7 protein-coding genes, 4 tRNA genes, 3 rRNA genes and 1 riboswitch are annotated in these 12,478 nt (G+C 53.0%); of the genes, 12 read left to right on the forward strand and 2 right to left on the reverse strand.

All coding sequences use genetic code 11. From position 1 onward, the window contains the following. Positions 1 to 11 precede the first annotated feature (11 nt). Both fabR and RHN82_RS10265 read left to right on the forward strand, forming a co-directional pair. Complete coding sequence (gene fabR / locus RHN82_RS10260) at positions 12 to 650, forward strand: HTH-type transcriptional repressor FabR (protein ID WP_047051681.1); 639 nt, start codon at positions 12 to 14, stop codon at positions 648 to 650. A gap of 9 nt (positions 651 to 659) precedes the next feature. Continuing rightward, entirely contained in the window at positions 660 to 1,019 is a 360-nt protein-coding gene (locus RHN82_RS10265; RefSeq protein ID WP_015569961.1) for a YijD family membrane protein, read from the forward strand. 80 nt (positions 1,020 to 1,099) lie between these two features. Here the strand turns inward: RHN82_RS10265 and trmA are convergent, their stop codons facing one another. Further along, complete coding sequence (gene trmA, locus RHN82_RS10270; protein ID WP_047051682.1) at positions 1,100 to 2,200, reverse strand: tRNA (uridine(54)-C5)-methyltransferase TrmA; 1,101 nt, start codon at positions 2,198 to 2,200, stop codon at positions 1,100 to 1,102. A gap of 104 nt (positions 2,201 to 2,304) precedes the next feature. Further along, positions 2,305 to 2,481: riboswitch (cobalamin riboswitch) on the forward strand. A gap of 65 nt (positions 2,482 to 2,546) precedes the next feature. Between trmA and btuB the strand changes: the two genes are divergently transcribed. The 9 genes from btuB (at position 2,547) to RHN82_RS10315 (ending at position 11,085) form a co-directional block, all read left to right on the forward strand. Next, positions 2,547 to 4,394, forward strand: coding sequence for a TonB-dependent vitamin B12 receptor BtuB (btuB, locus tag RHN82_RS10275; protein WP_047051683.1), 1,848 nt, complete (start codon positions 2,547 to 2,549; stop codon positions 4,392 to 4,394). After that, positions 4,339 to 5,190 (forward strand): glutamate racemase, encoded by an 852-nt coding sequence (gene murI, locus RHN82_RS10280; RefSeq protein WP_003862067.1) that lies wholly within the window; start codon positions 4,339 to 4,341, stop codon positions 5,188 to 5,190. Before btuB ends, murI begins: the two co-directional genes overlap by 56 nt. A 385-nt stretch (positions 5,191 to 5,575) precedes the next feature. Further along, a 16S ribosomal RNA gene (locus RHN82_RS10285) occupies positions 5,576 to 7,117 on the forward strand. Between the two features lie 70 nt (positions 7,118 to 7,187). Next, positions 7,188 to 7,264, forward strand: a tRNA-Ile gene (locus RHN82_RS10290). A 105-nt stretch (positions 7,265 to 7,369) separates the two neighbouring features. Beyond that, positions 7,370 to 7,445: transfer RNA gene (locus RHN82_RS10295), tRNA-Ala, on the forward strand. A 171-nt stretch (positions 7,446 to 7,616) separates the two neighbouring features. Next, a 23S ribosomal RNA gene (locus RHN82_RS10300) occupies positions 7,617 to 10,521 on the forward strand. 188 nt (positions 10,522 to 10,709) lie between these two features. Continuing rightward, positions 10,710 to 10,825 (forward strand): 5S ribosomal RNA (gene rrf / locus RHN82_RS10305). Together the 16S, 23S and 5S rRNA genes with 4 tRNA genes alongside form the textbook arrangement of a ribosomal RNA operon. A gap of 55 nt (positions 10,826 to 10,880) precedes the next feature. Next, positions 10,881 to 10,957, forward strand: a tRNA-Asp gene (locus RHN82_RS10310). Positions 10,958 to 11,009: 52 nt separating this feature from the next. After that, positions 11,010 to 11,085: transfer RNA gene (locus RHN82_RS10315), tRNA-Trp, on the forward strand. A gap of 99 nt (positions 11,086 to 11,184) precedes the next feature. Here RHN82_RS10315 and hdfR read toward each other — a convergent pair. Then, the gene (gene hdfR, locus RHN82_RS10320) at positions 11,185 to 12,006 is read right to left on the reverse strand and encodes an HTH-type transcriptional regulator HdfR (protein ID WP_047052189.1); all 822 of its coding nucleotides are present in this window, start codon (positions 12,004 to 12,006) and stop codon (positions 11,185 to 11,187) included. A 118-nt stretch (positions 12,007 to 12,124) separates the two neighbouring features. Here hdfR and RHN82_RS10325 point away from each other — a divergent pair, with 118 nt between their 5' ends. Next, positions 12,125 to 12,463, forward strand: a complete 339-nt coding sequence (locus RHN82_RS10325) for a DUF413 domain-containing protein (RefSeq protein WP_006808641.1) — start codon at positions 12,125 to 12,127, stop codon at positions 12,461 to 12,463. Positions 12,464 to 12,478: the final 15 nt, after the last annotated feature.

Consider the following 12,478-nt stretch of genomic DNA (forward strand, 5'->3'; position numbering starts at 1 on the left):
ATTCAACTATCGTGATGGGCGTAAGAGCACAACAAAAAGAGAAAACCCGGCGTTCGCTGGTGGAAGCCGCATTCAGTCAACTGAGTGCTGAGCGGAGTTTTGCCAGTTTGAGCCTGCGTGAAGTGGCGCGCGAGGCCGGGATTGCGCCAACGTCCTTCTATCGTCATTTCCGTGATGTGGATGAACTGGGCCTGACCATGGTCGACGAGAGCGGTTTAATGCTGCGCCAGCTTATGCGTCAGGCGCGTCAGCGTATCGCCAAGGGCGGCAGCGTGATCCGCACCTCTGTGTCGACATTTATGGAATTTATCGGCAATAACCCTAACGCGTTTCGCCTGCTGTTGCGTGAACGTTCCGGGACGTCAGCCGCGTTTCGTGCCGCCGTCGCGCGTGAAATTCAGCATTTCATCGCGGAACTTGCCGACTATCTTGAACTCGAAAACCATATGCCGCGTGCGTTTACTGAAGCACAGGCCGAGGCGATGGTGACGATTGTTTTCAGCGCGGGTGCCGAAGCGCTGGATGTCGGCATTGAACAACGTAAGCAACTCGAAGAGCGACTGGTATTGCAGCTGCGGATGATTTCTAAAGGTGCGTACTACTGGTATCGCCGTGAACAAGAGAAGTTGGCACATCAAAACGATGAGTGAAGGTGAGTAATGAAACAGTCAGGTCAGGATAAAGGAACGCTGTTGCTGGCATTGATCGCTGGCTTATCCATTAATGGTACGTTTGCGGCGATTTTCAGCTCAATTGTACCGTTCTCGATTTTCCCGATTATCGCGCTGGTGCTGACGGTGTACTGCCTGCATCAACGTTATCTGAACCGCACCATGCCTGTCGGATTACCGGGGCTGGCCGCAGCCTGCTTTATTCTGGGTGTACTGTTGTACAGCACTGTGGTGCGCGCGGAGTATCCGGATATTGGCTCTAACTTCCTGCCTGCGGTGCTGTCTGTGGCGCTGGTGTTCTGGATTGGCTCGCGTATGCGTAGCCGCAAGAGCCAGTTGCCGGAGTAATGAATTATTTGTAGGGCAGGTAAGCGAAGCGCCACCTGCCAAAAAATGCCGGATGGCGCTACGCTTATCCGGCCTACAGATCACCGTGCGGTAAGTAAAACGCCGCACTCCATATGGTGTGTATACGGGAACTGATCGAACAGCGCCAGACGTTCAACCTTGTGCGTCTGGCTTAATGTTTCCAGATTCTTGCACAGCGTCTCCGGGTTACAGGAGATGTACAAAATACGCGGGTACGCCTGCACCATCTTCTCGGTTTCGCTGTCCAGGCCACTGCGCGGCGGATCGACAAAAATTGTCTCACACTGGTAGCTCTTCAAATCAATCCCTTGCAGGCGGTTAAACTCGCGTACGCCGTTCATCGCCTGGGTAAACTCTTCTGCCGCCATACGAATAATTTGTACGTTATCAATATGGTTAGCGGCGATGTTGTACTGCGCGGCGGCCACCGACGGTTTGGCGATTTCCGTCGCCAGCACGCGTTCGAAGTTACGCGCCAGCGCCAGCGAGAAGTTGCCGTTACCGCAGTAGAGTTCCAGCAGATCGCCCGTCGACCCTTCCGTCGCGTTCAGCGCCCACTCCAGCATCTGCACGTTCATGGCGGCATTCGGCTGGGTGAAGCTGTTCTCCACCTGACGGTAAACCATCTCTTTTCCTGCTACCGGCAGACGCTCGTCGATGTAATCCTGGTCCAGCATGATTTTGGTTTTGGTCGCGCGGCCAATCAGGTGCACGTTGATGTTCTGCGCGCGCAGCGCATCGCGCAGGGCTTCTGCCTGCTCGCGCCACTCGTCGGTCAGCGCTTTGTGATAGAGCAGAGAAACAATGGCCTGATTGCTTTGGGTGGTCAGGTAGTCAATCTGGAACAGCTTGTTGCGCAGTACCGGATTGTTGCGCACGCCTTCAATCATTAGCGTCATCAACTGGTTGATGAGCTCACTCGCCGCCGGGAAACTGTCTACGCGAATGCGGGATTTCGTCTGCTGATCGAAAATGATGTGGTACAGGTCATCGCCATCGTGCCAGATGCGGAACTCAGCGCGCATACGGTAGTGGCTGACCGGAGAACGAAACACCTCGGGAACGGGCGCGTTGAAAGGCGTCATCATACTTTGCAGGCGGACAACTTTTTCTGCCAGCTGTGCGTCGTACTGTTCTGTCGGGAGGTGTTCGGGGGTCATGATGCGTCCTGAGTGATAAAGAATTACGCGGGGATTGTAGGGATTGTGCAGTGGATGTCCAGATTTAATGGCTAATAGCTATCTGGACATCTATACGTGTCTAATTGTAGCATTCTGTTTCCGGTCTCCTGAGAGTGAAAAGGGAATCCAGTGCAAATCTGGAGCTGACGCGCAGCGGTAAAGACTGGCGGGATGAGAGTTGTAGACACTGTGAAAATGGGAAGTCTTCATCCGTATAACGCCACCCAGCCCGAAGACCTGCCGGGATCACGTCGCATTTGGTTTCATCATCGCGTGCTATCGATGAGGCCTGCGGCATCCTTCTTATATTGTGGATGCTTTAACAATGATTAAAAAAGTATCGCTGTTGACGGCGTTTTCCGTCACGGCATTTTCGGGCTGGGCGCAGGAAAGCGCCGACTCGTTGGTGGTGACAGCAAACCGTTTCGAACAACCTGAAAAATCTGTTCTGGCTGCGACTTCTGTCGTGACGCGGGCCGATATCGACCGCTGGCAATCCACCACGGTTCTGGATGTCATGCGTCGCCTGCCCGGCGTAGATACCGCGCAAAATGGCGGGATGGGGCAGCTCTCTTCTCTCTTTATACGCGGTACGAACTCCAGCCATGTCCTGATTCTCGTCGATGGGATCCGCCTTAACCAGGCGGGCGTCACGGGGTCGTCCGATCTCAGCCAGTTTCCGATCTCCCTGGTGCAGCGCATCGAATACATTCGTGGACCGCGTTCGGCGGTGTACGGCTCGGATGCGATTGGTGGCGTAGTCAACATTATCACTACGCGTGCGAAGGATGGCACAACGCTGAATGCTGGCGTTGGGACACACGGCTTCCAGAATTATGGTGGCAGCACCCAGCAAACGTTGGGTGACAGTACGCGCGTTACGCTGGCAGGGGATTACACCTACACAAAAGGTTTTGACGTCGTTGCTGACGGTAATAACGGCGGCCTTGCCCAGACCGATCGCGACGGCTTTATGAATAAAACGCTCTATGGCGCACTGGAGCATGCTTTCTCCGAGCAGTGGAGTGGTTTCGTTCGCGGCTATGGTTACAGCAACCGTACTGCCTATGACGGCTATTACAGTTCATTTACCCCTGATGTACTTGTCGATACCCGCCAGCTCTATAGCCAGACCTGGGATGCCGGATTGCGGTTTAACCGGGATATTTTCCATTCACAGTTGCTCTCCAGCTACAGTCACAGCAAAGACTACAATTACGATCCGCACCTTGGACGCTATGACTCCACGGCTACCCTGGATGAAATCAAACAGTACAATGTTCAGTGGACCAACTCTGTTGACGTGGGGCATGGCAATATCGGCGCGGGCGTTGACTGGCAGAAACAGAGCACCGAGCCGGGTACCAACTACGTCACCAACGCCTATGACCTGCGTAACACCGGCGTCTACCTGACCGGGTTGCAGCAGTTTGGCGATTTCACTCTGGAGGCGGCGGCCCGCAGCGATGACAACTCTCAGTTTGGTCGCCATGGTACCTGGCAAAGTAGCGCAGCCTGGGAGTTCGTTGACGGTTACCGCTTCATAGCCTCTTATGGCACGGCCTATAAAGCGCCGAATCTGGGTCAGCTCTATGGTTTCTACGGCAATACCCATCTTGATCCTGAAGAGAGCAAGCAGTGGGAAGGGGCGTTTGAAGGCCTGACGGCAGGCGTGAGCTGGCGCGTATCCGGCTATCGTAATGACGTTGATAATCTCATCGACTTCAACAATAACCTCCAGCAATATTACAACGTCGGCAAAGCACGCATTAAAGGTGTAGAAGCGACAGCGTCGTTTGATACGGGTCCGTTGACGCATACTGTGGGCTACGACTATGTGGATGCCCGCAATGCGGCAACCAACCAACTTCTGGACCGTCGTGCTAAACAGCAGGTGAAGTATCAGCTCGATACGCAGATCGATGATTTCGACTGGAGCCTGACGTATCACTATCTCGGCACGCGCTACGACACCGATTTTGGAACCTATCCGTCAGAGAAAGTCAAAATGGGCGGCGTGAGCCTGTGGGACGTCGCGGTTTCATATCCTGTCACCTCTCATCTCACAGTTCGTGGTAAAATAGCCAACCTGTTCGATAAAGATTACGAGACAGTTTATGGCTACCAAACTGCAGGACGGGAATACACCTTGTCTGGCAGCTACACCTTCTGATCCGCGTCCCACCGTGCTGGTGTTTGATTCCGGCGTCGGTGGGCTTTCGGTCTATGATGAGATTCGGCAGCTCCTGCCGGATCTCCATTACATCTACGCCTTCGATAACGTCGCGTTCCCGTATGGGGAAAAGAGTGAAGACTTTATTGTTGAGCGTGTGGTTGAAATCGTCACCGCGGTACAAAAGCGTTATCCCCTGGCGCTGGCGGTCATTGCCTGTAATACGGCAAGCACGGTCTCTCTTCCTGCCCTGCGCGAAAAATTCCCGTTCCCGGTTGTGGGCGTTGTTCCGGCAATCAAACCTGCGGCGCGTCTGACGGCGAACGGCATTGTGGGGTTGCTGGCTACGCGCGGTACGGTAAAACGTCCTTATACGCGTGAGCTTATTGAACGCTTTGCCAATGAATGCCAGATCGCTATGCTCGGCTCCGCGGAGCTGGTGGAAATGGCGGAAGCGAAACTGCACGGCGAGACGGTATCGCTTGAAGAGCTGCGTCGTATTTTGCGTCCATGGCTGCGGATGCAGGAACCGCCGGATACGGTTGTTCTTGGCTGCACCCATTTCCCGCTATTACAGGAAGAGCTGTTAAAGGTTCTGCCTGAAGGGACCCGGCTGGTGGATTCCGGTGCTGCGATTGCGCGTCGGACGGCCTGGTTGCTGGAACACGAGGCGCCGGATGCGAAATCCGCGGATGCGAACATCGCTTTTTGTATGGCGATAACAAAAGAAACCGAACAACTTTTGCCCGTTTTACGTCGTTATGGCTTCGAAACGCTCGAAAAACTGGCGCTGTAGCACGGTTTTGAGCAAAAAAGAGACGGTTGAACGTTTTTTTTCAAAGAGGGGTTGTCAACGTCTGAGAACTCCCTATAATGCGCCTCCACTGACACGGAACAACGGCTTACAAGCCGCCGGGGCAGCGGGGTTCAGAGATGAACGCCAACAGAGAAAAGTGAAAATAATTGCTTGACTCTGAATGAGGAAAACGTAATATACGGGACCTCGCAACGGTGAGCGAAAGCCGCGTTGCAACTGCTCTTTAACAATTTATCAGACAATCTGTGTGGGCACTCAAAGTGACATGGATTCTTAACGTCGCAAGACGAAAAATGAATACCAAGTCTCAACGAGTGAACACGTAATTCATTACGAAGTTTAATTCATTGAGCATCAAACTTTTAAATTGAAGAGTTTGATCATGGCTCAGATTGAACGCTGGCGGCAGGCCTAACACATGCAAGTCGAACGGTAACAGGAAGCAGCTTGCTGCTTCGCTGACGAGTGGCGGACGGGTGAGTAATGTCTGGGAAACTGCCTGATGGAGGGGGATAACTACTGGAAACGGTAGCTAATACCGCATAACGTCGCAAGACCAAAGAGGGGGACCTTCGGGCCTCTTACCATCGGATGTGCCCAGATGGGATTAGCTAGTAGGTGGGGTAACGGCTCACCTAGGCGACGATCCCTAGCTGGTCTGAGAGGATGACCAGCCACACTGGAACTGAGACACGGTCCAGACTCCTACGGGAGGCAGCAGTGGGGAATATTGCACAATGGGCGCAAGCCTGATGCAGCCATGCCGCGTGTATGAAGAAGGCCTTCGGGTTGTAAAGTACTTTCAGCGGGGAGGAAGGCGATAAGGTTAATAACCTTGTCGATTGACGTTACCCGCAGAAGAAGCACCGGCTAACTCCGTGCCAGCAGCCGCGGTAATACGGAGGGTGCAAGCGTTAATCGGAATTACTGGGCGTAAAGCGCACGCAGGCGGTCTGTCAAGTCGGATGTGAAATCCCCGGGCTCAACCTGGGAACTGCATTCGAAACTGGCAGGCTAGAGTCTTGTAGAGGGGGGTAGAATTCCAGGTGTAGCGGTGAAATGCGTAGAGATCTGGAGGAATACCGGTGGCGAAGGCGGCCCCCTGGACAAAGACTGACGCTCAGGTGCGAAAGCGTGGGGAGCAAACAGGATTAGATACCCTGGTAGTCCACGCCGTAAACGATGTCGACTTGGAGGTTGTGCCCTTGAGGCGTGGCTTCCGGAGCTAACGCGTTAAGTCGACCGCCTGGGGAGTACGGCCGCAAGGTTAAAACTCAAATGAATTGACGGGGGCCCGCACAAGCGGTGGAGCATGTGGTTTAATTCGATGCAACGCGAAGAACCTTACCTACTCTTGACATCCAGAGAACTTTCCAGAGATGGATTGGTGCCTTCGGGAACTCTGAGACAGGTGCTGCATGGCTGTCGTCAGCTCGTGTTGTGAAATGTTGGGTTAAGTCCCGCAACGAGCGCAACCCTTATCCTTTGTTGCCAGCGGTCCGGCCGGGAACTCAAAGGAGACTGCCAGTGATAAACTGGAGGAAGGTGGGGATGACGTCAAGTCATCATGGCCCTTACGAGTAGGGCTACACACGTGCTACAATGGCGCATACAAAGAGAAGCGACCTCGCGAGAGCAAGCGGACCTCATAAAGTGCGTCGTAGTCCGGATTGGAGTCTGCAACTCGACTCCATGAAGTCGGAATCGCTAGTAATCGTGGATCAGAATGCCACGGTGAATACGTTCCCGGGCCTTGTACACACCGCCCGTCACACCATGGGAGTGGGTTGCAAAAGAAGTAGGTAGCTTAACCTTCGGGAGGGCGCTTACCACTTTGTGATTCATGACTGGGGTGAAGTCGTAACAAGGTAACCGTAGGGGAACCTGCGGTTGGATCACCTCCTTACCTTAAAGAACCTGCCTTTGTAGTGTCCACACAGATTGTCTGATGAAAAACAGCAGTAAAAAACCTCTACAGGCTTGTAGCTCAGGTGGTTAGAGCGCACCCCTGATAAGGGTGAGGTCGGTGGTTCAAGTCCACTCAGGCCTACCAAATTTTTGCTGATGCTGCGTTGCGGCGACACTCACATACATAAGTATGCTTCGTGTCACCACGCCTTGCCTCAACAAAAATTACCGGTACAGAGGTGACTACGATGGGGCTATAGCTCAGCTGGGAGAGCGCCTGCCTTGCACGCAGGAGGTCTGCGGTTCGATCCCGCATAGCTCCACCATCTTTTACTGCGAACACAAGAAAACTTCAGAGTGAACCTGAAAAGGTGCACTGCGAAGTTTTGCTCTTTAAAAATCTGGATCAAGCTGAAAATTGAAACGACACACAGCTCATGTGTGTTCGAGTCTCTCAAATTTTCGCGACCATGAAGTGAAACATCTTCGGGTTGTGAGGTTAAGCGACTAAGCGTACACGGTGGATGCCCTGGCAGTCAGAGGCGATGAAGGACGTGCTAATCTGCGAAAAGCGCCGGCGAGGTGATATGAACCTTTGACCCGGCGATGTCCGAATGGGGAAACCCAGTGTGTTCCGACACACTATCGTTAACTGAATACATAGGTTAACGAGGCGAACCGGGGGAACTGAAACATCTAAGTACCCCGAGGAAAAGAAATCAACCGAGATTCCCCCAGTAGCGGCGAGCGAACGGGGAGCAGCCCGGAGTCTGAATCAGCTTGTGTGTTAGTGGAACGGTCTGGAAAGTCCGACGGTACAGGGTGATAGTCCCGTACACGAAAGCACACTTGCTGTGAACTCGAAGAGTAGGGCGGGACACGTGGTATCCTGTCTGAATATGGGGGGACCATCCTCCAAGGCTAAATACTCCTGACTGACCGATAGTGAACCAGTACCGTGAGGGAAAGGCGAAAAGAACCCCGGCGAGGGGAGTGAAAAAGAACCTGAAACCGTGTACGTACAAGCAGTGGGAGCACCTTCGTGGTGTGACTGCGTACCTTTTGTATAATGGGTCAGCGACTTATATTCTGTAGCAAGGTTAACCGTATAGGGGAGCCGAAGGGAAACCGAGTCTTAACTGGGCGTTAAGTTGCAGGGTATAGACCCGAAACCCGGTGATCTAGCCATGGGCAGGTTGAAGGTTGGGTAACACTAACTGGAGGACCGAACCGACTAATGTTGAAAAATTAGCGGATGACCTGTGGCTGGGGGTGAAAGGCCAATCAAACCGGGAGATAGCTGGTTCTCCCCGAAAGCTATTTAGGTAGCGCCTCGTGAACTCATCTTCGGGGGTAGAGCACTGTTTCGGCTAGGGGGCCATCCCGGCTTACCAACCCGATGCAAACTACGAATACCGAAGAATGTTATCACGGGAGACACACGGCGGGTGCTAACGTCCGTCGTGAAGAGGGAAACAACCCAGACCGCCAGCTAAGGTCCCAAAGTCATGGTTAAGTGGGAAACGATGTGGGAAGGCACAGACAGCCAGGATGTTGGCTTAGAAGCAGCCATCATTTAAAGAAAGCGTAATAGCTCACTGGTCGAGTCGGCCTGCGCGGAAGATGTAACGGGGCTAAACCATGCACCGAAGCTGCGGCAGCGACACTATGTGTTGTTGGGTAGGGGAGCGTTCTGTAAGCCGTTGAAGGTGTGCTGTGAGGCATGCTGGAGGTATCAGAAGTGCGAATGCTGACATAAGTAACGATAAAGCGGGTGAAAAGCCCGCTCGCCGGAAGACCAAGGGTTCCTGTCCAACGTTAATCGGGGCAGGGTGAGTCGACCCCTAAGGCGAGGCCGAAAGGCGTAGTCGATGGGAAACAGGTTAATATTCCTGTACTTGGTGTTACTGCGAAGGGGGGACGGAGAAGGCTATGTCAGCCGGGCGACGGTTGTCCCGGTTTAAGCATGTAGGCGGAGGTTCCAGGTAAATCCGGTACCTTGTTAACGCTGAGGTGTGATGACGAGGCACTACGGTGCTGAAGTGATAAATGCCCTGCTTCCAGGAAAAGCCTCTAAGCATCAGGTAACACGAAATCGTACCCCAAACCGACACAGGTGGTCAGGTAGAGAATACCAAGGCGCTTGAGAGAACTCGGGTGAAGGAACTAGGCAAAATGGTGCCGTAACTTCGGGAGAAGGCACGCTGATGTGTAGGTGAAGCCCCTGCGGGCGGAGCTGAAATCAGTCGAAGATACCAGCTGGCTGCAACTGTTTATTAAAAACACAGCACTGTGCAAACACGAAAGTGGACGTATACGGTGTGACGCCTGCCCGGTGCCGGAAGGTTAATTGATGGGGTTAGTGGTAACACGAAGCTCTTGATCGAAGCCCCGGTAAACGGCGGCCGTAACTATAACGGTCCTAAGGTAGCGAAATTCCTTGTCGGGTAAGTTCCGACCTGCACGAATGGCGTAATGATGGCCAGGCTGTCTCCACCCGAGACTCAGTGAAATTGAACTCGCTGTGAAGATGCAGTGTACCCGCGGCAAGACGGAAAGACCCCGTGAACCTTTACTATAGCTTGACACTGAACACTGGTCCTTGATGTGTAGGATAGGTGGGAGGCTTTGAAGCGTGGACGCCAGTCTGCGTGGAGCCGTCCTTGAAATACCACCCTTTAATGGCTGGTGTTCTAACGTAGACCCGTAATCCGGGTTGCGGACAGTGTCTGGTGGGTAGTTTGACTGGGGCGGTCTCCTCCCAAAGAGTAACGGAGGAGCACGAAGGTTGGCTAATCCTGGTCGGACATCAGGAGGTTAGTGCAATGGCATAAGCCAGCTTGACTGCGAGCGTGACGGCGCGAGCAGGTGCGAAAGCAGGTCATAGTGATCCGGTGGTTCTGAATGGAAGGGCCATCGCTCAACGGATAAAAGGTACTCCGGGGATAACAGGCTGATACCGCCCAAGAGTTCATATCGACGGCGGTGTTTGGCACCTCGATGTCGGCTCATCACATCCTGGGGCTGAAGTAGGTCCCAAGGGTATGGCTGTTCGCCATTTAAAGTGGTACGCGAGCTGGGTTTAGAACGTCGTGAGACAGTTCGGTCCCTATCTGCCGTGGGCGCTGGAGAATTGAGGGGGGCTGCTCCTAGTACGAGAGGACCGGAGTGGACGCATCACTGGTGTTCGGGTTGTCATGCCAATGGCACTGCCCGGTAGCTAAATGCGGAAGAGATAAGTGCTGAAAGCATCTAAGCACGAAACTTGCCCCGAGATGAGTTCTCCCTGAGACTTTAAGTCTCCTGAAGGAACGTTAAAGACGATGACGTTGATAGGTCGGGTGTGTAAGCGCAGCGATGCGTTGAGCTAACCGATACTAATGAACCGTGAGGCTTAACCTTACAACGCCGAAGATGTTTTGGCGAAGAGACGAAATTTTCAGCTTAGATTCAGAGTCCGAAGGATTTTGCGCTGAGACAAGGCGGCAAACGAAGGAAAGGAAGGAGCATACTGAGGTATGTGACTGACTTTACGAGAGCAGCCAACGCAGTATCAGTGCGAAAGACACAGGACAGAGCACAAGAATTTGCCTGGCGGCTGTAGCGCGGTGGTCCCACCTGACCCCATGCCGAACTCAGAAGTGAAACGCCGTAGCGCCGATGGTAGTGTGGGGTCTCCCCATGTGAGAGTAGGGAACTGCCAGGCATCAAATTAAGTAGTAAGCCGGTGCATTAATCCGGTGGTTACAGAAGTATTCGGTGGAGCGGTAGTTCAGTCGGTTAGAATACCTGCCTGTCACGCAGGGGGTCGCGGGTTCGAGTCCCGTCCGTTCCGCCACTTATTAAGACATTAAGCCTGCCCTTTCGGCAGGCTTAATGGCAAAAACTTTAGGGGCGTAGCTCAGTTGGTAGAGCACCGGTCTCCAAAACCGGGTGTCGCGAGTTCGAGTCTCTCCGCCCCTGCCATATAGAATCCTTTGCTTCGGCAAAGGATTTTTTTTGCCTGTAAAAAAGCTCAACACCTTCCTGAAGAATAAGCAGCCTGCGTTTCCGCAGGCTTTTGCGTTAATCCAGTACGCTGGTTTTTAACAGATCTTTTATCTGCGACTGCTTATCGCTGTTTTGCAGCCAAATGGCATAAAGCGGCCTGGAGAGCGTTGTCGAATCGGTGACAACATGGAGTGCAGGTTTATTATCCGCCCAGCGAACAGGTAACCATGTACAGCCTTTCAATGCGGGAAGATGCTGGCATGCGATCTCCGCAGAGCTTGTCGTGAGCTGCGGGATATCATCGCTGGCAATTAACCCCGTCTCGTGTTGCTGAAAATCAGGCCCCCATTCCAGGCGTAAATAATTGAGGTCGGCCTTCATCATTGCAGGCTCCGATGCATAGAGCGCCAGGCTAAACTGTCCAACAATCTGGCTGCTAAATTCGTCCATCTTGGGGGCTTCTGTGGTGATCAGCAGATCAAGCTGTCGCTCGTGGAGTTGCTTAACCAGCGACTGACGTTGCGCAATCCTCGCCTCAAATTGCAGATGGTTGTGTGTACGATATAGCCGCATAAGCCACTGGCTGAGCATGCATTCCCATAGTGAGGCGCTGGCACCGATCGAGAATTCATTATGCCGGGAGGTGTGCGCAACCTCCTTTCGCGCTGCCTGCCAGGTATTCATCAGGGTTTCTGCATAAGGCAACAGCTTTTCACCGGCCGGGGTTAAACGAATATTGTTACGATGGCGGGTAAAAAGGTTCACACCCAGTTGATTTTCCAGCTGTCGAATACGAAAACTGACTGCTGACTGCGTCAGGTAGAGGGCTTCAGCTGCTCGCCCAAAGTGTCGCGTTCTGCTCACTTCGAGGAAAGTTTTTAGCAATTCCGTATCCACATCTTTCTCCACAAAATTATTTGTCGTTATGATTTAAATGTTTTGTTTTACACTCTGTCAAGCGTAACTAATACTCCGCGCCATAAATAGCTCGGCCAAAGAATTAGGAGCGTGTAGGATGGCGGAAAGCTTTACGACGACTAATCGTTTTTTCGACAATAAACATTATCCGCGCGGGTTCTCTCGTCACGGCGATTTCACTATCAAAGAAGCTCAACTTCTTGAGCGCCATGGTTATGCCTTTAACGAGCTGGATCTGGGTAAACGTGAACCGGCAACCGAAGATGAAAAACAGTTTGTCTCTGTTTGCCGTGGTGAGCGTGAGCCGCAGTCTGATGCAGAACGTGTATGGATCAAGTATATGGCTCGCATTAAGCGTCCTAAGCGTTTCCATACGCTGTCTGGCGGCAAGCCGCAGATGGAAGGTGCAGAAGACTACACCGAGTCTGACGATTAAGAAGAGAAGGGGCTA

Origin of the sequence: Enterobacter cloacae complex sp. EB5 (genome assembly GCF_031432835.1) — a bacterium.
In the GTDB taxonomy this organism is placed as follows: domain Bacteria; phylum Pseudomonadota; class Gammaproteobacteria; order Enterobacterales; family Enterobacteriaceae; genus Enterobacter; species Enterobacter hormaechei_C.

Excerpts from the sequence above, each read along its gene's own strand:
- RHN82_RS10325 (WP_006808641.1), top strand. The coding sequence starts at position 12,125 with ATGGCGGAAAGCTTTACGACGACTAATCGTTTTTTCGACAATAAACAT.
- RHN82_RS10265 (WP_015569961.1), top strand. The coding sequence starts at position 660 with ATGAAACAGTCAGGTCAGGATAAAGGAACGCTGTTGCTGGCATTGATC.
- trmA (WP_047051682.1), bottom strand. The coding sequence starts at position 2,200 with ATGACCCCCGAACACCTCCCGACAGAACAGTACGACGCACAGCTGGCA.
- btuB (WP_047051683.1), top strand. The coding sequence starts at position 2,547 with ATGATTAAAAAAGTATCGCTGTTGACGGCGTTTTCCGTCACGGCATTT.
- murI (WP_003862067.1), top strand. The coding sequence starts at position 4,339 with ATGGCTACCAAACTGCAGGACGGGAATACACCTTGTCTGGCAGCTACA.